Annotated in this window: 18 protein-coding genes and 1 pseudogene; 16 read left to right on the forward strand and 3 right to left on the reverse strand. The window is 39.6% G+C overall.

What is annotated here, in order from left to right; all coding sequences use genetic code 11:
• Positions 1-11: 11 nt before the first annotated feature.
• The 12 genes from WA352_RS05640 to WA352_RS05695 all read left to right on the forward strand — a co-directional run bounded on the left by WA352_RS05640 (position 12) and on the right by WA352_RS05695 (position 14,133).
• Complete coding sequence (locus WA352_RS05640; protein WP_004699728.1) at positions 12-3,146, forward strand: efflux RND transporter permease subunit; 3,135 nt, start codon at positions 12-14, stop codon at positions 3,144-3,146.
• A gap of 33 nt (positions 3,147-3,179) precedes the next feature.
• The gene (locus WA352_RS05645; RefSeq protein ID WP_004699729.1) at positions 3,180-3,542 is read left to right on the forward strand and encodes a copper-binding protein; all 363 of its coding nucleotides are present in this window, start codon (positions 3,180-3,182) and stop codon (positions 3,540-3,542) included.
• A gap of 146 nt (positions 3,543-3,688) precedes the next feature.
• Positions 3,689-4,123, forward strand: a complete 435-nt coding sequence (gene arsC, locus WA352_RS05650) for an arsenate reductase (glutaredoxin) (protein WP_004699732.1) — start codon at positions 3,689-3,691, stop codon at positions 4,121-4,123.
• 59 nt (positions 4,124-4,182) lie between these two features.
• Positions 4,183-4,503 (forward strand): metalloregulator ArsR/SmtB family transcription factor, encoded by a 321-nt coding sequence (locus tag WA352_RS05655; protein WP_005206992.1) that lies wholly within the window; start codon positions 4,183-4,185, stop codon positions 4,501-4,503.
• Between the two features lie 6 nt (positions 4,504-4,509).
• Positions 4,510-4,983, forward strand: a complete 474-nt coding sequence (locus WA352_RS05660; RefSeq protein WP_005206993.1) for an arsenate reductase ArsC — start codon at positions 4,510-4,512, stop codon at positions 4,981-4,983.
• A 7-nt stretch (positions 4,984-4,990) separates the two neighbouring features.
• Complete coding sequence (arsB, locus tag WA352_RS05665) at positions 4,991-6,034, forward strand: ACR3 family arsenite efflux transporter (RefSeq protein ID WP_005206994.1); 1,044 nt, start codon at positions 4,991-4,993, stop codon at positions 6,032-6,034.
• 5 nt (positions 6,035-6,039) lie between these two features.
• Positions 6,040-6,744 carry an arsenical resistance protein ArsH gene (gene arsH, locus WA352_RS05670; RefSeq protein WP_000174605.1) on the forward strand — a complete coding sequence of 235 codons (705 nt, stop codon included), beginning with the start codon at positions 6,040-6,042 and terminating at the stop codon, positions 6,742-6,744.
• A gap of 17 nt (positions 6,745-6,761) precedes the next feature.
• Positions 6,762-7,715, forward strand: coding sequence for a thioredoxin-disulfide reductase (trxB, locus tag WA352_RS05675; protein WP_119055347.1), 954 nt, complete (start codon positions 6,762-6,764; stop codon positions 7,713-7,715).
• 101 nt (positions 7,716-7,816) lie between these two features.
• On the forward strand, positions 7,817-8,884 hold the full coding sequence (locus tag WA352_RS05680; protein ID WP_151716547.1) for an ArsO family NAD(P)H-dependent flavin-containing monooxygenase: 1,068 nt from the start codon (positions 7,817-7,819) through the stop codon (positions 8,882-8,884).
• Positions 8,885-8,960: 76 nt separating this feature from the next.
• Entirely contained in the window at positions 8,961-10,136 is a 1,176-nt protein-coding gene (locus tag WA352_RS05685; protein ID WP_119055238.1) for an MFS transporter, read from the forward strand.
• Between the two features lie 158 nt (positions 10,137-10,294).
• The gene (locus WA352_RS05690; protein ID WP_127472503.1) at positions 10,295-12,403 is read left to right on the forward strand and encodes an ATP-dependent nuclease; all 2,109 of its coding nucleotides are present in this window, start codon (positions 10,295-10,297) and stop codon (positions 12,401-12,403) included.
• Positions 12,400-14,133 (forward strand): UvrD-helicase domain-containing protein, encoded by a 1,734-nt coding sequence (locus tag WA352_RS05695; RefSeq protein WP_334069954.1) that lies wholly within the window; start codon positions 12,400-12,402, stop codon positions 14,131-14,133. Before WA352_RS05690 ends, WA352_RS05695 begins: the two co-directional genes overlap by 4 nt.
• Before the next feature lie 77 nt (positions 14,134-14,210).
• Here WA352_RS05695 and WA352_RS21840 read toward each other — a convergent pair.
• The 3 genes and pseudogenes from WA352_RS21840 to WA352_RS05705 all read right to left on the reverse strand — a co-directional run.
• A pseudogene (locus WA352_RS21840) lies at positions 14,211-14,276 on the reverse strand (hypothetical protein); the annotation flags it as partial.
• Positions 14,277-14,388: 112 nt separating this feature from the next.
• Positions 14,389-15,582, reverse strand: coding sequence for an MFS transporter (locus WA352_RS05700; RefSeq protein ID WP_033133831.1), 1,194 nt, complete (start codon positions 15,580-15,582; stop codon positions 14,389-14,391).
• A 19-nt stretch (positions 15,583-15,601) separates the two neighbouring features.
• Positions 15,602-16,009 carry a RidA family protein gene (locus WA352_RS05705; RefSeq protein WP_033133832.1) on the reverse strand — a complete coding sequence of 136 codons (408 nt, stop codon included), beginning with the start codon at positions 16,007-16,009 and terminating at the stop codon, positions 15,602-15,604.
• Between the two features lie 865 nt (positions 16,010-16,874).
• Between WA352_RS05705 and WA352_RS05710 the strand changes: the two genes are divergently transcribed.
• From WA352_RS05710 to WA352_RS05725, 4 genes are all read left to right on the forward strand, one after another.
• Positions 16,875-18,002, forward strand: a complete 1,128-nt coding sequence (locus WA352_RS05710; protein ID WP_004655720.1) for a Re/Si-specific NAD(P)(+) transhydrogenase subunit alpha — start codon at positions 16,875-16,877, stop codon at positions 18,000-18,002.
• 11 nt (positions 18,003-18,013) lie between these two features.
• Complete coding sequence (locus WA352_RS05715) at positions 18,014-18,337, forward strand: proton-translocating transhydrogenase family protein (protein ID WP_004655717.1); 324 nt, start codon at positions 18,014-18,016, stop codon at positions 18,335-18,337.
• A 3-nt stretch (positions 18,338-18,340) separates the two neighbouring features.
• Positions 18,341-19,795 (forward strand): NAD(P)(+) transhydrogenase (Re/Si-specific) subunit beta, encoded by a 1,455-nt coding sequence (locus tag WA352_RS05720; protein WP_004655715.1) that lies wholly within the window; start codon positions 18,341-18,343, stop codon positions 19,793-19,795.
• Between the two features lie 216 nt (positions 19,796-20,011).
• Entirely contained in the window at positions 20,012-20,587 is a 576-nt protein-coding gene (locus WA352_RS05725) for a hypothetical protein (RefSeq protein WP_016542050.1), read from the forward strand.
• Positions 20,588-20,659: the final 72 nt, after the last annotated feature.

The following is a 20,659-nucleotide window of genomic DNA, read 5'->3' on the forward strand; positions in this document are numbered from 1 at the left end:
GGAGAACCATTATGATCGCCCGTATTATTCGTTTTTCAATTACAAATCGAGTATTTGTCTTATTAGCTGCTGTAGTTCTTGCCGTTTGGGGAACTTGGGCTGTCAAGAATACTCCGGTTGATGCTTTGCCAGATCTGTCTGATGTACAAGTGATTGTGCGAACTAATTTTCCCGGTCAAGCACCACAAATTGTTGAAAATCAGGTGACTTATCCTTTAACAACGACCATGTTATCAGTACCCGGTGTTAAAGCTGTTCGGGGCTATTCTTTTTTTGGTGATTCGTTTGTTTATGTCATTTTTGATGAACATACTGATCTTTATTGGGCACGTTCTCGTGTATTGGAATATCTCAATCAAATACAAGAAAGAATGCCTGCAAATGCAAAATCTTCATTAGGACCAGATGCTACAGGTGTTGGTTGGATCTACGAATATGCTTTGGTTGATCCAACAGGGCAACATGATCTCTCACAACTGCGAAGCATACAAGATTGGTTTTTGAAGTATGAACTGAAGACAGTACCAAATGTGGCTGAGGTCGCCACAATTGGGGGGATGGTTAAACAATATCAAGTTGTTTTAGACCCAACCAAAATGGCAGCATTCGGTATAACTCAGCGAAGCATAATTGAAGCAATTCAAAAGGCAAATCAGGAAACTGGCGGTTCAGTCCTAGAAATGGCTGAAACTGAATATATGGTGAGAGCTTCAGGTTATTTAAAAACATTAGAAGATTTTCGGCAGATTCCGTTACGTACAAACGATTTAGGTGTTCCAATCACTCTTGGAGATGTTGCAACGATTCAACTCGGTCCTGAAATGCGTCGTGGAATTACTGAACTCAATGGACAAGGGGAAACTGTTGGAGGTGTTGTGATTTTACGTGCTGGTAAAAATGCACGTGAAACCATTACTGCTGTAAAAGAAAAACTTGCTGAATTACAACAAAGTCTACCGAAAGGTGTACAAGTTGTTTCTGTGTATGACCGCAGTCAATTGATTGATCGGGCGGTAGAGAATCTCAGCCATAAATTAATTGAAGAGTTTATTGTAGTGGCTTTGGTTTGTGGGCTATTCCTCTGGCATTTACGTTCAGCAATGGTTGCGATTGTTTCTTTGCCTTTGGGAATCTTGTCAGCCTTTTTATTGATGTATTATCAGGGACTAAATGCCAATATCATGTCATTGGGTGGGATTGCAATCGCGATTGGTGCTATGGTTGATGCATCTGTGGTTATGGTCGAAAATGCACATAAGCATATCGAAGCTTGGCAACATGAACATCCTGATCGAGTTTTAGAAATACAAGAGCGTTGGGACATCATTACACGTTCTGCCAGTGAGGTTGGGCCTGCTTTATTTTTCTGTTTACTCATCATTACTTTATCCTTTATTCCCATTTTTACTTTGCAAGCACAAGAAGGACGATTGTTCTCTCCATTGGCATTTACTAAAACTTATGCCATGGCTGCTGCTGCGGGGCTATCTATTACATTGATTCCAGTTTTGATGGGATACTGGATTCGCGGGAAGTTACCATCTGAACAACGGAATCCATTAAACCGTTTTCTCATCAAAATATACCGTCCTATGTTAGATAAAGTCTTAGCTTATCCAAAGACAACGTTATTAGGTGCGTTACTCATTTTTCTTATCAGTCTTTTTCCTTTAACGCAATTAGGTGGAGAGTTCCTGCCTAATATGGATGAAGGTGATTTACTGTATATGCCTTCAGCTTTACCGGGATTGTCCGCAGCAAAAGCTTCTGAATTACTTCAACAGACTGATCGAATGATTAAAACTGTTCCAGAGGTTGCCACTGTATTTGGTAAAGCTGGGCGAGCAGAGTCGGCTACAGATCCTGCACCTTTAGAAATGTTTGAAACCACGATTCAGTTTAAACCACGATCTGAATGGCGTTCAGGTATGACACCAGATAAGTTGATAAAAGAACTGGATAAAGCTGTTCAAGTACCGGGTTTAACAAATATCTGGGTGCCGCCTATTCGTAACAGAATTGATATGTTGGCGACCGGGGTTAAAAGCCCAATCGGGATCAAGATTTCAGCAAATGATTTGCAAGATATTGATCGGGTAGCACAACAAATTGAACAGGTTGCCAAAAAAGTGCCCGGTGTTAGCTCAGCTTTAGCTGAACGACTCACTGGTGGGCGATATGTTGATATCGATATTAATCGAATGGAAGCTGCACGCTATGGTCTCAATATCACCGATGTACAGCAAATTGTGTCATCAGCAATTGGTGGGGAAAATATTGGTGAAACTGTTGAAGGGTTAGCAAGGTATCCTATTAATGTACGTTATCCGCGAGAAATTCGAGATTCACTTGAGGCATTAAGAAATTTACCAATTCTGACTGAATCAGGTCAGCAAATTGTTTTGAGTAGTGTTGCCAACATTCAAATCACAGATGGTCCTCCGATGTTAAAAAGTGAGAATGCTCGTCCAAGTGGTTGGGTCTATGTTGATGTACAAGGACGTGATTTAGCCTCCGTTGTTCGGGATTTGAAACAGTCTATTGACCAACAAGTGAAACGCTCTGCGGGTATGAGTATTAGTTATTCAGGTCAATTTGAATTTATGGAAAGAGCAAATGCTCGCCTAAAGGTAGTAATACCAATCACTTTGATGATCATTTTTCTATTGCTGTATCTGATTTTTAGACAAGTACAAGATGCTGCTCTGATTATGCTGACTCTACCATTCGCTTTAATTGGTGGTATTTGGGCAATGTATTTCAGTGGTTATAATTTCTCAATTGCCATTGCAGTAGGCTTTATTGCACTTGCCGGTGTTGCCGCAGAGTTTGGAGTGGTCATGTTGTTTTATTTAAAGCAGGCGATAGAACATGCTCAACAAAATTTATCATCTTTAACTGAGCAGCAACTCAATGATGCCCTTCGTACAGGGGCAGTACTACGGGTTCGCCCTAAAGCGATGACTGTAGCTGTCATTCTGGCGGGTTTGATTCCTATCCTTTTAGGAACTGGAACGGGCTCTGAATTGATGAGTCGTATTGCTTTACCTATGGTTGGGGGCATGATTTCAGCTCCACTTTTATCAATGTTTGTTATTCCCGCTGCATATCAGCTTTTAATCAAAAGAAAACTATCAAAATCTTGATAGTTTTCTTATTTCGTTCAAAGAGGTTTTATTATGTTTAAATTTATTAAAATTGTCGCTCTTGTTGCCACTGTTACTGCGTTAAGTGCATGTAGTAAAAATGAGGCGTCAGAGCAAAAGAAAGCGGAAGCGCCTATGGAGCAGATGAGTAAAGAATCATCTACAGCAACGACAACTCAAGCAGTTGGAGTGATTACGGCTATTGATACGAAAGAAAATATTTTGACACTCGATCATGAGGCAATTCCTGCGATTAAATGGCCTGCGATGACCATGGGCTTTAAAGTTGCTGATCCTGCATTATTGAATGGGCTTGCAGTAGGGCAAAAAGTTGATTTTGAATTAAAGGCTGAGGGAGAAACATACACAGTCGTAGCTGCTAAGTTAAAAAAATAGGATGATTTAGTAGATAGAATTTTGATAGTAATGAGGTTCTTTTCAAAAGAGCCTTATTCTCTAATAAAAAACAAAACATATGGTATTGCATATATATGGTAATTCGAATATAAAGATATTATAAATTATCAAAAGAGCTCAATTCGATGACAACTTCATCAACTGTGACGATTTATCACAACCCAGCTTGTGGGACATCTCGCAACACTTTGGCTTTGATCCGTAATACAGGGATTGAGCCAACTGTGATTGAATATCTCATTACACCACCTAGTCATGACGAATTAGTTAAATTGATTCAGGATGCAAAATTAACAGTAAGAGAGGCCATTCGCCAGAATGTAGATCCTTATCGGGATTTAGACCTTGATCGTAGTGATTTGAGTGATGAGCAGTTACTTAGTTTTATGCTTGATCATCCAATATTGATTAATCGACCATTTGTTGTTACTGAATTAGGCACTCGCTTAAGCCGTCCTTCTGAAGTTGTCTTAGATATTCTACCATTACCTCAGAAGGGTGCCTTTACGAAAGAGGATGGTGAAAAAGTGATTGATGAAAATGGTCAACGAGTGAATTAAAAATTTTACTTTTTGTATGTGATTATCCGCATATCCAAATAAGTGAATGGGAGTTAAGAATGGACCAAGTTAATTTTTTTAAATGCTTATCAGATGAAACTCGACTAAATATCGTGACTTTAGTCGCTGAGAATAAAGAATTATGTGTTTGTGATTTGACTGAAAAGTTGCAACTGAGTCAGCCAAAGATTTCTAGGCATTTAGCGTTATTGCGTTCTTCTGGTCTCTTACAGGACAGGAGACAAAGCCAATGGGTGTATTACAGCATTAATCCGCAATTACCAATGTGGTGCCATGACGTTCTGAATCTTTTGGTAAGCAGTCAAACCATAGCGAATAAAGCTTCCCAAAATATCCAAATAAATAGTTATTGTGAGTAACAGAGTATGAAATTTCTTTTTTTGTGTACTGGAAATAGTTGCCGTAGCATCCTGTCAGAAGTTCTTTTTAACAGCCGCGCGCCTGAAGGGTGGATAGCTTACAGTGCAGGTAGTAAGCCATCAGGGCAAGTACATCCATTGACCATAGAAACTTTAGAGAATCTTGGTCTTTCAACAGATGGTTTGTGGAGCAAAACCATTGATGACTGTGAACAATATCAACCTGACGTGGTGATTACTGTTTGCGATTCAGCAGCTCAGGAAGCGTGTCCACTATATTTGGGTGGAGCGATCAAGGCCCATTGGGGCTTGGCTGATCCTTCACATTTAGATTTGCCGAAAGAAGAAAAATTAAAAGCATTCCAAGTTACTGTTGATCATATCAACCGCCGCTTAGACGCTTTATTGGCAATAGATACAACTCATATGTCTCGCCCAGATTTGATTGCAGCAATCAATCAAATTTCGCATATTGAATGAGAACATCATGGCTCAACAAAGATTATCCTTTCTAGATCGTAACCTCACTCTATGGATTTTTATCGCCATGGCATTGGGGATTGCGATAGGTGTGTTCTTTCCGCAAGCCTCCGTCGCTTTGGATAAAATGAGTATTGATTCTGTCAATATTCCAATAGCGATTGGTTTGATTCTGATGATGTATCCACCGTTAGCCAAAGTGGATTATGCAGCGCTACCACAAGTGTTTAAAGATAAAAAAACTTTAACTTTGTCACTGGTACAGAACTGGGTGATTGCACCAGTACTGATGTTTGCATTAGCCATTATTTTTTTGCATAGCTATCCAGAGTACATGACAGGCTTGATCTTGATCGGTTTAGCTCGCTGTATTGCGATGGTTTTGGTGTGGAATGGTTTAGCCTGTGGTGATAACCAATATGTAGCTGCATTGGTGGCATTCAATAGTATTTTCCAGATTTTGTTTTTTAGTACCTATGCTTGGTTATTTCTGACTTTCTTACCGCCATATTTTGGTGTTGCAGGGCAAGTGATCAATGTCGATTTCTGGACGATTACCCATGCGGTATTAGTGTATTTGGGAATTCCATTTTTCCTTGGCTTTATTACACGATTCACTCTAGTGAAAGCTAAAGGTCTTGATTGGTATCAAAATGTCTTTTTACCTAAGATCAGTCCACTGAGTTTGTTGGCTTTATTATTCACGATTGTGGCGATGTTTAGCCTCAAAGGGAACGATGTAGTGAGCTTGCCACTAGATGTCTTACGTATTGCCATTCCATTGACGATTTACTTTATCGTGATGTTCTTCATTAGCTTCTTTATGAGCAAATGGATGGGGAATGACTACCCTAAAACAACAGCAATTTCATTTACTGCTGCTGGGAATAACTTTGAGTTAGCGCTGGCTGTAGCGATTGCAACCTTTGGTTTAGCTTCACCTGTGGCATTTACCACAGTGATTGGTCCGTTGGTTGAAGTGCCTGTATTGATTGCTTTAGTTAGCGTGTCTTTATGGCTCAGAAAAAAGTTTTTTAAAGAAGAGGTGTAATTTCTATGACTCTCCCGAATGTAGATATGAATCTTTTGGATCAACCTACTTTAGAAAAAGTACAAGCTAAAGAGCTGGATCATCCACCACGTATTTTGCTGCTGTATGGCTCTAACCGCGAACGTTCATACAGCCGATTGGCGGTGATGGAAGCAGGGCGTATCTTGGAGCAGTTTGGTGCTGAAGTAAAAATTTTTCATCCGAAAGGTTTGCCCTTACCTGAAGATGCGGACACTGAGCATCCAAAGGTGAAAGAGTTACATGATTTACTCGCTTGGGCAGAAGGGATGGTGTGGTGCTCACCTGAACGTCATGGCTCAATGAGTTCGATTTTTAAATCACAAATTGACTGGATACCATTGGCAGGTGGTGCAATTCGAGCAACGCAAGGAAAAACTTTGGCATTGATGCAGGTTAGTGGCGGTTCGCAGTCCTTTAACAGCTTAAACCAGATGCGTATTTTAGGCCGTTGGATGCGCATGATCACCATTCCTAACCAATCATCTATTCCAAAAGCTTTTTTAGAGTTTGAAGAAGATGGAAGGATGAAACCTTCATCCTTCTATGATCGAATTGTCGATGTAATGGAAGAACTATATAAGTTCACCTTGCTCACTCGTGGACAAAGTCAGTACCTCACAGATCGTTATTCAGAGCGAAAAGAGTCGGCAGAAGAATTATCTAAGCGTGTCAATCAACGTAGCTTATAAACTTTAGGTGATTAGAAATGCAAAAGAGACATTCTAAATTAGTGATCTTAGGTTCAGGACCTGCGGGTTATAGTGCTGCTGTATATGCAGCACGCGCAAACTTAAAACCCACATTAATTGCGGGTATACAACTTGGTGGTCAATTAACAACGACCACTGAGGTAGATAACTGGCCGGGTGACTCAGAAGGTTTAACTGGTCCTGTACTTATGGAGCGGATGCAAGTCCATGCTGAACGCTTTGGCACAGAGATTGTGTATGACCACATCAATGAAGTTGATTTAAGTGTCCGTCCATTTGTGCTTAAAGGCGACATGGAAGAATTTACTTGTGATGCACTGATTATTGCTACAGGTGCGACAGCACAATACTTGGGTCTTGAATCAGAAGCTAAATTCATGGGTCAAGGTGTCAGTGCTTGTGCGACTTGTGATGGTTTCTTCTATAAGAACCAAAAAGTTATGGTCGTGGGTGGTGGTAACACCGCAGTTGAAGAAGCGCTTTATCTTTCTAATATTGCTGAACATGTCACCTTAGTTCATCGTAGAGAGAGTTTGCGTTCAGAGAAAATTCTACAAGATCATCTTTTTGCCAAAGAAAAAGAAGGCAGAATTAGTATTCTTTGGAACAATCAAGTTGATGAAGTCTTAGGTGATAATACTGGTGTTACTTCAGTTCGCTTGAAGTCAACTTTGGACGGAAGCACACAAGACGTTGAAGTTCAGGGCTTATTTGTTGCTATTGGTCACAAACCGAATACAGGTATGTTTGACGGTCAACTTAACCTACGTGATGGCTACATTCAAGTACAAAGTGGCACTTCAGGTAATGCAACAGCAACCTCTGTGGCAGGTGTGTTTGCTGCGGGTGACGTTGCTGATAGCATTTATCGTCAAGCAATTACCTCGGCAGGCTCAGGCTGTATGGCAGCTTTGGATGCCGAAAAGTATCTTGATCAATTGAGCAATTGAAAGACTCATTTAAACGTTTGAAAATTATATGAAATACGCCCAGTCTGTTGCAGACTGGGCGTTAAATTTTGATTATGACAATAAATAATAGGAGAGATGCTTTGACTCAATTACAAGCTGAAGTCGATGTAGTCATTATTGGTGGTGGTCAGGCAGCACTTGCTACAGCTTATTTCCTCAAACGTAAGAAAATTCCATTTATTATTTTAGATGATCAATCTCAGGCGGGTGGTGCATGGTCACATGCTTGGGAATCGCTTCGTCTTTTTTCTCCAAATACTTGGAGCTCGTTGTCAGGCTGGATGATGCCAACAACTGAACAAACCTACCCAACGCGAAATGAAGTGATTGACTACTTGTCGGCATATGAGCAACGCTATCAATTTACGATTATTCGACCTGTTCATGTCGATCATATCGAACAAAAAGCTGGTTACTTAGATGTTTATGCTGGTGATCAATATTGGCGAGCAAAAGTGGTGATCAGTGCTACGGGGACATGGAGTCAGCCTTATATTCCGCATTATGAAGGACATGAACGATTTGAAGGATTACAAACGCATTCAGCACATTATGTAAATGCAGAGCCTTTTATTAATAAAAAAGTGATCGTAGTTGGTGGTGGTAACTCAGGGGCACAAATTCTTGCCGAAGTCTCAAAAGTTGCCGATACCACTTGGGTCACAGTAACACCACCTCAATTTTTATCTGATGATGTTGATGGGCGTGTTTTATTTCTTCGGGCAACTGAACGTTTAAAAGCCCAACAGGAAGGTCGTGTGATTGATCAGCCTGTTGGTGGTCTAGGTGATATTGTCATGATTGACAGTGTAAAAGAGGCACGCGAACGTGGCGTATTGCATAGCCGAGAACCTTTTACTGCATTTGAAGAGAATTCGGTTATATGGGCTGATGGTTCAACACAAGCTGTAGATGCTGTGATTTGGTGTACAGGGTTTAAAGCTTCATTGAATCACTTAAGAAGTCTTGATGTAGTAGAACCTGATCAGACAGTTGCTGTGAAAGATGGACGCTCAATAAAAGTAAATAACCTTTGGTTGGTTGGCTATGGGGAATGGACAGGCATGGCATCTGCAACATTAATTGGGGTTTCTAGAACAGCAAGAGCAACGGTAGATGAAATAGATGCTTATTTGGCTAATGTTTAAGAGCTATGCATTTTAAGGCAGTGTATAGATAGGTTTGCATTGCCCCTCAATACTTTATGGATATTTCTTTATTGTGATGCTACTTCATTCAAAAAAATACAAACTCATTGCTGTCATGGGCTTCACGCAGATTCTTGCGTGGAGCTCCACTTTTTATTTACCCGCAGTACTAGCTAATCTTATTGCCAAAGACACAGGATGGTCTCTAACTTTAGTGATTGCTGGGTTGTCTTGGGGATTTATAGTTACAGGTATTTGTTCTCCAAAAGTTGGGCGGTTTATCGAGCAATTTGGTGGAAGAAAAGCACTGTCTATTGGTTCAATATTCTTTGCTGTCGGGCTGATATGTTTAGGGCTTTCTACTCATCTACTTATTTATTATTTTGCGTGGACAATGCTCGGTATTGGTATGGCATTTGGCCTGTATGATGCCGCATTTTCAACATTGGGTCGATTACTTGGTAAAGATGCAAAAACGGCGATTGTTGGTGTGACATTATTAGGCGGTTTAGCCAGTACCATCGGTTGGGCGCTAATTGTATTTTTAGAAGGCTTATACGGTTGGAGAATCAGTTGTTTTATTCTGGCATTGTTTCATCTTCTTCTAGGTCTACCGTTGCATTACTTTTTACTTCCTAGAGAAGAGCAAGGCACGGAAACTCATGGTAAAGAGCTCAATAACCAAACCACGGGACACAAAGAAGATAATCGGCTATTTATGTTGGTGGCCGCTATTTTGACAGTACAATCTTTTGTAGTGGCGACAATTTCAGTCCATCTATTATCGATGCTAAAAACAATTGGCTTTAGTTTATCAACAGCCCTTGCGATTGGGATGATGATTGGTCCCGCGCAGATCTTAGCGAGATTGCTGGAGTTTTCTTTGTTTAGAAACATACATCCTAGTTGGTCGAGTCGTTTGGGTGTATTGATTAGCTTCTTTGGTCTCTTTTTTTTGTTCGCGGATGGATATGTCTTAGCTTTGCTTGGTGCAGCTTTATACGGCGCAGGGAATGGTATTCTTACAATTATTCGAGGCACATTACCTCTAGCACTATTTGGGCAGGAGGGGTATGCAATTAGAATGGGTCTATTGGGGCGGCCTATCATGATTGCTTTGGCTTTCGGACCTCTCATCTCTGCGTTTATTCTTGAAAAGTGGGGAATCAATATCTTATTAATAATTTTAACTGCTTTAGTTTTTATCACCTTGCTTGGTACGCTGAAATTACCTATCCATCAACAAGACTAAATAGAGCAAGTTTATTTTTTTGAATCTAATTCTAGAGATTATAATATTTTATACTTTAGTTGTATTTTCTGTTTTTAAATAAATAATAGTATCTTAGCTATTAGGTTAAACTCTTAGCGAAAGCTTTTAAAGCTTACAATAAATAATTGGGGGTAATAATGCTCATTGAAAAAATTAAAGTAGAAGGTTTTAGGCTTCTTGAGAGCGTTGAATTCGGATTAGAAGAGAATTCAACTGTAATTGTTGGGCGTAATAATAGTGGAAAGACATCTTTTACCAGTATTTTTGATTGTTTTTGTGGTGAGTCTGGAGCACGATTTCGGCTAGAGGATTTTTCAGTTTTATCACGAGAGAAATTTCTAAAAGCCAAAGAATTAAGAGAGGAAGGGGGAAGTCCAGAAAAGATACTAGAAGCACTTCCTCGAATCTCACTTACGCTTACATTTCGATATAATAAATTTTCGCCTGATTTAGGCTCTCTATCCCCTTTTGTTATTGATTTAGATGAAGATTCTACAACAGCTATTGTTCGAATTGAGTATCGCCCTATTTTGAAAAATATGCATTTACTATTCGACCTTACTCCATCTTCAGCAACAGTTGAACCTCGTACACATTTTTATAAAAATTTGAAGAGTAATTTGTCTAAGGCTTATGGGGTTCATGTAAGTGCAATTGATCCTACTGATAGTACAAATATAAGAGATTTTGATGGGACATCTGCGTTAACAGCGTTGTTGCAATGTAACTTTGTTTTGGCTCAAAGGAATCTTGATAAAACAAAATTAGGAGATGCTGATGTAATAGGTAAACTACTGAGTGAGTTATTTAAAACAGCTACAGCACCGTCTGCGGCCGAGGCTGATCAAGATTTAGCTATAAGATTAAAGCAATCTGTTGAAAGTATTGAGCATAATGTCCAACTTGACTTTGATGGCATGCTTAAAGAATTACTGCCAGTTATGAACGTAATGGGATTTCCAAGTCTTAATGATACTGAGATAAGACCAGAGACATCATTAAACGTGGAATCATTATTATCAGGACATACTAAGGTCGTTTATAGCGGAGTTGATGGAGTCCATTTACCAGAAGGGTATAATGGTCTAGGGACTCGTAATTTGATTTACATGTTGCTACAGCTAGCAAGTTACCACAAAATTTACAGATCCAAATCAATTAGACCGGCTACTCATTTAATATTTATTGAAGAACCAGAAGCTCATTTACATCCTCAAATGCAGGAAGTTTTTATTAATCAATTAAATGTGGCTGTTAAGAAATTATCTGATAGTTATTCTAACGAAGATAAATGGAATATCCAGTTCATTATCACTACACACTCTCCACATGTTGCCAATGCAGCAACATTTGATGCTGTTAGATATTTTTATAATGAAAGGGATAAAGTAGAAAACATACGCCATACAAAGGTTAAAGATTTTAAGAAAGGCTTGAGTAGTGTTTCGGATACAGATCAAAAATTTCTGCATCAATATATGACCTTAACGAAGTGTGATCTTTACTTTGCTGATAAAGCTATTTTAGTTGAAGGAACAACAGAACGTTTGTTAATGCCAAGGTTATGCCAATTAGTCGATGAAACTCTTGATGAATCACAAAAACTGGCCAGACAATATGTTACTTGTGTTGAAGTAGGGGGAGCATATGCTCATATTTTTTATCCACTTCTTGACTTCCTCGAGTTGAAAACTTTGGTAATCACTGATCTAGACTCAACAAAAAAAGAGATGATAACTAAGAATGGAAAACAGGTAGAAGCATGGGTGAAATGTCCTGTAGCTGATGGTGAGAATATATCAAATGCTGCTATTAAAAATTGGTTTTATCCTAAAGACGTTGATGATACTGGTAAGGTTAAGAAAAAGGCAGAAAGTGATGATAGTCAAATTTCCCCTTCAGTCTTGATTGCTAAGACAGCTGAAGAGAAACAAGTTAAATTTCGTAGAATTGCATATCAAATACCAGAAGATCCTGAAAGTAATATTTGTGGTAGAAGTTATGAGGATGCTTTCATATTAGCCAATCTATCTAAATTTAAACTGCCAATAGAACAAGATATTGCTATTGCGGCTTGGGAAAAAGCAAAGGGACTTAAGAAAGCTGATTTCGCCTTAGAATATGCAATTCAAATAAAAGATTGGTTGGCACCAAGATATATCAAGGAAGGTTTAATTTGGTTATCTGAAATGGACACCATAGAAAACTCAAATTTTGAATTAATTACAGGCGAAAAAGTAGCATGAGTGAGATTCTAAACAATCCAGCAATAATTGCTGCTCAAGTAGCTGAAGCAAAAATTAATGCAGCTATAAAAGAAGGGAGAAGCTTTCGGCTAGAAGCTGGTGCAGGTGCAGGGAAAACATTTTCTTTAGTTCATGCCCTAAAATCAATTATTAAAGAACGTGGTACATCACTAATGCAAGCAGGTAAAAAAGTAGCTTGTATTACTTATACCGAAGTTGCAAGAAATGAGATTGCTCAGGAAATTGAAGATCATCCAGCAATTTTAGTCGATACTATCCATGGATTCTCATGGGCTTTTATGCGCCAATTTCAAAAAGCTATAAGAGAGATTCTTATTGAAGATCATTTAAGAAAAGAAAAAGTTGAACAAGGTGGTGGCATTGGTTCTAAATCAGTGGAATATGAGTTGGGCTTCTTTGGTGTTAATGATCAGAAAATTACACTGAGTCATGATGATATTCCAATGATAATGGCCAAATTACTAAGTAAAGAAAAGTTTAGGCAAATATTTAGCAATCAGTTTCCAGTAGTTTTTATTGATGAATATCAAGATACAAATTGCCAATTTATGGAGGCTATTACAGAGTATTTCTTAAAACCAAAAGTGGGTCCGCTGTTTGGTCTTTTTGGAGATCATTGGCAGACTATTTATGGTAATGAATATGGGTTAGCAGAGTATCCAATTGAAGAGATTGCTAAAGGATCAAATTTTCGATCAGTTCCAGCAATTGTAAATATATTGAATAATTTAAGACCAGACTTACCGCAAGCTGTAAGCTTACCAGATGCAAAAGGTGAGGCTAGATTCTTTCATACAAATTCTTATAGGGGGACACGGACTAATGAGAGGCATTCAAAAGAGGATTTGCCAATAGATATAGCTCGATCTACTCGTGCAAGTTTGATACAGAGACTAAAAAATGAGGGTTGGGATATTGAAAAAACTAAAATATTGATGTTAAGCCATAATGTTTTAGCTTCTGAACAAGGATATCCTCAATTAATTAAAGTGTTTGAAGGACGTAATGATCAATTTGCAAAAAAAGAAGACCCAGTAATAAAATTTTTTGCAGAAATAGTTGAACCAATGAGTGCCAACTATGGCTTATCAAATTATGGAGAGATGTTTAAAATCTTTGGCTCAAAGCCAGCAATAACTAAGCATGAAGATAAATCTTGTTGGCGCCGAGATATGGATCAATTATTAAAATTAAGGCAAGAAGGGACAATAGGGCAAGTTATAGACCATTTAAAGCATACAAAACGTCCATCTCCTCCAGATAGAGTACTTAGACGAGACGATGAGCTTATTTCATTAAGGAACTCGCCTGACACGGAAATGTCTTCAAAACTATTACGTTATAATAAATTAAGAGAAATCCCATATAAGGAAGTAATTGAGGTTACAAAGTTTATTGAAAAGCAGACTCCATTTGCAACGCAGCATAGTGTTAAGGGGGCTGAGTTTGAGAATGTATTAGTGATTTTAGGTGGCGGATGGAATAATTATAAGTGGCCACAGCTCTTTGAGTTGCTTGAGACTAAAAAGTTGACTACGGCAAACTTCGATGGTTTTCATAGAGCCCGTAATCTATTTTATGTATCAATTTCTCGTCCAATGACAAGACTAGCTGTGTTAGCTACTCAAACACTATCTGATACAGCTCTTGTAACTGTGAATAATCTATTTGGGAGTGAAAATATTGAAGATTTATGTTTTGATACATAAAAATAAAGTTTACTCCAAATTTACACCTTAACTTAATTTTTTTATTTTAAGTTACTATAAATTAATGGATTATTTTATTTTGTTGTCCAATCCATCATCGGCGCGACGGAAATACGTGGCTTTAATGATTCAAGTGATTGCATAAACGGATCTCGGATGTGGACAAGAAAAGAAAGGGCAGCATTATACGAGTTTTGTGATCAATTCACCAATGCTGATCCCCGTCACTTCAATTTTCACCATGCGGATGAATATCTAGGAGGTGAGCATATTGCTTCTCTTCGTCAAAAGATGGTCGAAGAAACTAAACAACATACAGGCAAAGACCAGACTGATTCCAGCCAAACACGTCATGCTCCAGCCGCCGTGATTCCATGCAAAAATGCCGAGTGCCGAACCACAGGCTCCACCAGTAAAGTAGGCAGTCATATAAATGGCATTGATACGGGATTTTGCATCAGGACGTAATCGGAAAATCACACTCTGATTGCTGGTATGGACTAAGGCCAATGCCAACTGAATCAATGCAAAGCCGAGGATATAACTGAGTAACACGGTTTGCCCAAAATAGAAGCAGATCCAGCTCAAGATAAATAAAGCACAACCCATCCAAGTTAATTGGCTGGTATAGCCTTGATCTGCATATTTACCTATATATTGCGTAGAGAGGGCACCAAAGATCCCGACCAAAGGCACCATACCAATTAAAAGGTCTTGCAGATGATGGGCCGAGGTCAACAGTAGTGCAATGGTTGAATATAGAATACTGACTGCAGCGAAAGCAAAACTGCCTGCAAGCGCACGTAAGACTAAGCGTTTCTCTTGCTTGAGTAATTGCGCCATGGAAACAAAGACTTGCCCATAATTCATTTTCATGCGCATGGCATAAGGTAAGCGGCTTTTCAGTGCATAGGCCAAGATCAGCATGAGCATGCCACTGACCACATAAATGACTTTCCAATGAAACAGATTAGAAAACAAGCCTGCAAGACTGGTTGAGAGTAAAATACCGACCAGCAATCCACTCATCAAGAAGCCAATCACTTCACCTGTTTTTTCTGGTTTTACGGTCATGGTTGCAAGTGGAATCAATACCTGTGCAGCAACTGAGAATAGTCCAGCCATGACCGTACCAAGCCAAAGCATAGGTAAGTTGATGGAGAAAGCACTAATAAATAGGCCAACAGCACATAACACCATCAATAAAGGAATGAATTTAGTTTTATTGACCACATCGCCCATTGGCACAATAAACAGTAAGCCCAATGCATAAGAGACTTGAGCAAAGGTTACCGTGAGCGCTGCTTGTCCTTCAGTCACTGCAAAATACTGCTGAATCGAGTGAATCAAAGGCTGACTATAATAGTTGGCACCCGCACACAAACCACATGCTGCAGCCATAAACCAAAGTAAGGTTTTATTTTGACTAATATCTTGAGGGGCAGACATAATTTTCTCTATTACTGGTTTATGCGGTATAAGCGGTTGCTTCAACTTCAATTTGCATCCCTGTTAATGCCAAGTGTGATACAGGAATAAGGGTGCAGACAGGAAAGGCATGCTGCGGCCATAAGTGTTGTATGGTTTTAGCCAAGATTTGAAGTTTCTCCGCATTGTGATCAACCACCAATATCCGTAAAACCGCAATGTCTGATAGTTGTGCTTGTGCTGAAGTTAAAGCGTGTTGGATATTATAGAAGACTTGTTGTACCTGTTGGTCAAAATCTTTAGAGAGCTCACCATTTTTATTTTCACCGCCCTGACCGGCAATATGAATAGTACGCATATTGGGTGGAACAATGCTCACATGACTATAGCCATTACTGCGTGGATCATAAAGTTCACTGGGATTGATCATTTTAAATGTCGGTTTCATCGTGACACATCATATGGAAGATGGAGATGACTCAGTATCAAAGCTCAATCTAACTTGAGGTCAAGAATATTTTGAGCCTAAAGCCAGCAAAAGTCCGAATAAATGAGCGATTTCTCAGTATTTTGGTTTTTAAAAAATTAAATTGAAGAGACGGATTGAGTGGGTGTTTAATATTTGCACCAATATTGTGCAATAAAGCAGCTTTTGCTAGACAAAACCATACAAATATCACTTGAAAAAATGCCTATTTAAGTTTTTTCCATTCTTTTAAATTTTTCTGAGCAACTAATTTCATCTAATTCAGATTTACTGATAAGCAAAAATCGTCTTTCATTCTCACTCTTTGATGGCTTGTTATAAATTGTTAGTTAAAACTTGCCGAAAAGACCAATAAAAGTTCAGACAAGCCAATCCCTCGCCACAACTGCATGATTATGATGCCGATTCAACCAATACATTGGTAGAGCGTCAAAGAAATAACCAATGTCGATGAAAATGGATTTGGTTAAACGCTCCTGATGATCAGGATGAGAGGTAGAGATGTTGAATAGATACCGCTGTGATTGTCCAAATCAGGAAGGGCACAGTATAGAAATGAACCGATTCAGTGCGTAAGCGGTCAGATTTGTATGTGAAGAAGAGATGGACGATCTGCGTTGTTCGATCAAAAGGCAAACCTGCGGATCATACAAGCTCTAAATATAAATGTGAATCATCAGTTCAAAATATAGGTATTTATTAAATAAATATTGGGTGGAAATTTAAAAAAGTTCCATTAGAATCCAAATTTCTACAAAGAATACTCCTGGGGGAAACATTGCTCTTGGCGATGTTTACTTAAGAAAAACTAGCTTGAGGAACGCTCATGCAGATCGGAATCCCAACCGAAACTGTTGCAGGTGAAAGTCGTGTAGCGGCAACACCAGAAACAGTGAAGAAGTTGATTAACGCAGGTCATAGTATTGTCATTCAACGTGGTGCTGGAGTTAAAGCAGCGTATATTGACAGTGCTTATGAACAAGTTGGCGCAACCATTACGGACGATGCATATACAGGCAGCCAAATTATTTTGAAGGTACGTGCCCCTAAAGGTGACGAAATTCAAAAGCTTGCGGCGAATACGACTGTAATTGCAATGTTTGACCCTTACCGCAATCCAGAATTAGACCAGTTTGCAACTCAGCAAGTGTCTGCTTTTGCATTGGAATTACTGCCACGTACGCTATCACGCGCACAAAACATGGACGTACTTTCTTCTCAAGCAAACTTGGCGGGTTATAAGTCTGTATTGTTAGCTGCGGCTGAATATCAACGTATGTTCCCAATGTTAATGACGGCTGCAGGTACTGTAAAACCTGCACGTGTTGTGATTATGGGTGTTGGTGTTGCAGGTCTTCAAGCGATTGCGACTGCGAAACGTTTAGGTGCTGTTGTGGAAGCAACAGATTTGCGTCCAACAGCAAAAGAGCAGGTTGAATCTCTAGGCGGCAAATGGCTAGACGTGCCAATGTCCGATGAGGAAAAACAACGTGCTGCTGAAGCTGCGAAAAGCGGTTATGGTTGGCAGCCGGGTGAGCAATACATCAAAGATCAAGCTGCGATTGTAGATAAAGCTGTATCAAATGCTGACATCGTAATCACCACTGCATTGATTCCAGGTCGTAATGCTCCGCGTTTAATTAAAGCTGAAACCGTTGCCAAAATGAAACCGGGTTCTGTCATTTTAGATATGGCTGTTGAAACTGGCGGCAACGTGGAAGGTTCTAAAGAAGGCGAAACAGTCACAACTGAAAATGGTGTGAAGATTTTGGGTATTCCAAATATTCCAGGCACAGTTGCGACTGAAGCATCGGCACTGTATGCACGTAACGTTTTTAACTTCCTTGAGACATTATTCGACAAAGACAAAGCCTTTGCGATCAATCAAGAAGATGAAATCCAAAAAGCGTTACTCGTGACTCATGGCGGTCAAGTACTGCTCAAGCGCGGTTAAGGAGAGTTCTCATGGTTGAAACGATTACAATTTTCGTCCTTGCCATCTTCGTTGGTTATTACGTGGTGTGGGGGGTAACGCCTGCGTTACATACACCATTAATGGCGGTAACTAATGCGTTGTCTTCCATTATTGTGGTTGGCGCGATGATCCAAACAGTGGGTATGCCTGCGATTGGTGTAGATGCTAACGTTGCATTCCAAAGTGTAAACGTGGTGAGTATCCTTGGTGCGATTGCTGTGTTCTTGGCAAGTATCAACATCTTCGGTGGCTTTGCTGTAACTGCTCGTATGCTTGAAATGTTCAAGCCGAAGCAAAAGAAAAAAGAGGGCTAAGCAATGGAATTCATTCGAGACTATGCGGATTGGTTCTACCTGATTGGTGCTGTCCTCTTTATCTTAACTTTACGTGGCTTGTCTGGTCCTAAGACTGCAATTGCAGGTAATCGCTACGGTATGATCGCAATGGCGATTGCAGTAGTAACGACCTTCTTTGTTGCTGAACATCCTGTTGTTTGGATGATCGGTGGTGCAATGGTATTGGGTGCTGTCGTTGGTATCGCACGTGCGAAAACAGTGCCAATGACACAAATGCCTGAGACGGTTGCGTTGATGCACTCTCTTGTCGGTTTGGCTGCGGTATTGATTGCAATTGCGGCGATTCTGCACAACAACCAACTTACTGCATTATTTGAACAAAACGAGGCGGCATTAACGGCTGCTGGTGTTCAACATGCACATATGAGTTCAGTTCATTTATTTGAATTGTTTGTTGGCTGCTTCGTGGGTGCGATCACATTTACCGCATCTGTATTTGCTTACGGTAAATTGGCTGCGAAGAAGTGGGCAAAAACAATTTCGGGTGCATGGGTTAAACCCGTTCAAGCAACCATCTTTATTGCGATGCTTGCATGTGGTTTCTACTTCTTCACTACGGGTAATATGACTGCATTCTGGGCAATGACAGCACTTGCACTTGCATTTGGCTGGGTGTGGATTGCACCAGTCGGTGGTGGTGATATGCCAGTTGTGGTATCGTTGTTGAACTCATTCTCTGGTTGGGCTGCAGCAGGTATTGGTTTCACACTTGAAAACAATATGTTGATCGTTGCTGGTTCGCTTGTAGGTTCATCTGGTGCGATTCTTTCTTACATCATGTGTAAGGCGATGAACCGTTCAATCATCAACGTTTTGTTTGGTGGTGCAATGGGTGGTGCAGCAGTTGCATCAGCAGATAAGGGTGAGCAAGTTCAACGTAACCACCGCTCTGGTTCAGCAGATGACGCAGGCTTCCTGATGTCAAATGCAGACAGCGTTGTGATTGTACCGGGTTATGGTATGGCGCAAGGTCGTGCACAGAATGCGGTGAAAGAATTGTGTGAAATCTTGAAAGAGCAGGGTGTAAAAGTTCGCTTCGCGATTCACCCGGTTGCTGGTCGTATGCCTGGTCACATGAACGTCTTACTCGCTGAAGCAGATGTTGCCTATGAAGACATCTTGGAAATGGATGAGATCAACTCAGATTTCCCTGCAACAGATGTGGTACTGGTGATTGGTGCAAACGACGTGGTTAACCCTGCGGCGAAAGATGATCCGACCTCACCGATTTATGGTATGCCGATTCTTGAAGCGCATAAAGCACGTACCATCATGGTGATCAAACGTTCTATGGCAACAGGTTATGCTGGCTTAGACAATGACTTGTTCTACAATGAAAAAACCATGATGATCTTCGGTGATGCCAAGAAAGTTGTGGAAGATATGACCAAAGCAATCAATGGTGGTGGTCACTAAACTGACCTCAATCAAGATTGTAAAAGCCACCCTCGGGTGGCTTTTTTATAAAGATATTATGTTGTCGTAACGTTGAATTTATCTAAGAATAAAGTGATGCGATTACTCTAAATTGATTTAGGTTAATAGGGGTAAGATTTTTATTGCTTGAAAAAATAAAAATATCTTATAGACTAAAAATACTGATAATAATGCACTCATGCATATCTTTGCATCATGATTGAAGTCACAGTTCAAGAAGCACACGAAGATTATCCAATAAAAAAGATTATATTGAATGATTTAGATGTTGGTATGGAACGATCTATTTGGGTGTCTTCCAAAATTACCTGCTTAGATAAAGATAATAATTTTATCTATGAAGAAATAAGCATAATTAATCGTTTAAATCGAGTTATCACCACCTCTCTCTACGCTGGAGAAAAATATAACTTAGTGGCTTATACTGAGCAGTATTCAGGTCGAGAAGTAAAGAATAGCGTTGGTTCCACCGTGGATCATTATATTTTAATCAATAATCAATTTGTATTGATGGCTAGAGATGTAGATGAATATGATCTAAAGGGCGGTAGAACCAATCATTTCGACAGAAATGGAAACTTGTATTTTTATCGAATTGCTAATTTTGATCTACCCCCTCCTGAATCCCATAAAGAGTACGACAAAGACGATAAAGAGTTGGGATATTGGAATTTGCATTTTATGGAGCATGAAGATATTTATAGAACTACAGGTAGTGTAACTCGTGAGTTAGAACAGGCTGTAATTGAAAAATATAGAATTAATGATTAAAACTCTAAAGCAATCAATGGTGGTGGTCACTAATCTGACCCTAATCAGGATTGTAAAAGCCACCCTCGGGTG

The sequence above is a fragment of the Acinetobacter sp. 102 genome (assembly GCF_037028485.1).
In the GTDB taxonomy this organism is placed as follows: domain Bacteria; phylum Pseudomonadota; class Gammaproteobacteria; order Pseudomonadales; family Moraxellaceae; genus Acinetobacter; species Acinetobacter higginsii.

Bases quoted from the DNA above. Each gene is read 5' to 3' on its own strand.
- WA352_RS05640 (WP_004699728.1), top strand. From the start codon at position 12: ATGATCGCCCGTATTATTCGTTTTTCAATTACAAATCGAGTATTTGTC.
- WA352_RS05645 (WP_004699729.1), top strand. From the start codon at position 3,180: ATGTTTAAATTTATTAAAATTGTCGCTCTTGTTGCCACTGTTACTGCG.
- arsC (WP_004699732.1), top strand. From the start codon at position 3,689: ATGACAACTTCATCAACTGTGACGATTTATCACAACCCAGCTTGTGGG.
- WA352_RS05655 (WP_005206992.1), top strand. From the start codon at position 4,183: ATGGACCAAGTTAATTTTTTTAAATGCTTATCAGATGAAACTCGACTA.
- WA352_RS05660 (WP_005206993.1), top strand. From the start codon at position 4,510: ATGAAATTTCTTTTTTTGTGTACTGGAAATAGTTGCCGTAGCATCCTG.
- arsB (WP_005206994.1), top strand. From the start codon at position 4,991: ATGGCTCAACAAAGATTATCCTTTCTAGATCGTAACCTCACTCTATGG.
- arsH (WP_000174605.1), top strand. From the start codon at position 6,040: ATGACTCTCCCGAATGTAGATATGAATCTTTTGGATCAACCTACTTTA.
- trxB (WP_119055347.1), top strand. From the start codon at position 6,762: ATGCAAAAGAGACATTCTAAATTAGTGATCTTAGGTTCAGGACCTGCG.
- WA352_RS05685 (WP_119055238.1), top strand. From the start codon at position 8,961: ATGCTACTTCATTCAAAAAAATACAAACTCATTGCTGTCATGGGCTTC.
- WA352_RS05690 (WP_127472503.1), top strand. From the start codon at position 10,295: ATGCTCATTGAAAAAATTAAAGTAGAAGGTTTTAGGCTTCTTGAGAGC.
- WA352_RS05695 (WP_334069954.1), top strand. From the start codon at position 12,400: ATGAGTGAGATTCTAAACAATCCAGCAATAATTGCTGCTCAAGTAGCT.
- WA352_RS05700 (WP_033133831.1), bottom strand. From the start codon at position 15,582: ATGTCTGCCCCTCAAGATATTAGTCAAAATAAAACCTTACTTTGGTTT.
- WA352_RS05705 (WP_033133832.1), bottom strand. From the start codon at position 16,009: ATGAAACCGACATTTAAAATGATCAATCCCAGTGAACTTTATGATCCA.
- WA352_RS05710 (WP_004655720.1), top strand. From the start codon at position 16,875: ATGCAGATCGGAATCCCAACCGAAACTGTTGCAGGTGAAAGTCGTGTA.
- WA352_RS05715 (WP_004655717.1), top strand. From the start codon at position 18,014: ATGGTTGAAACGATTACAATTTTCGTCCTTGCCATCTTCGTTGGTTAT.
- WA352_RS05720 (WP_004655715.1), top strand. From the start codon at position 18,341: ATGGAATTCATTCGAGACTATGCGGATTGGTTCTACCTGATTGGTGCT.
- WA352_RS05725 (WP_016542050.1), top strand. From the start codon at position 20,012: ATGATTGAAGTCACAGTTCAAGAAGCACACGAAGATTATCCAATAAAA.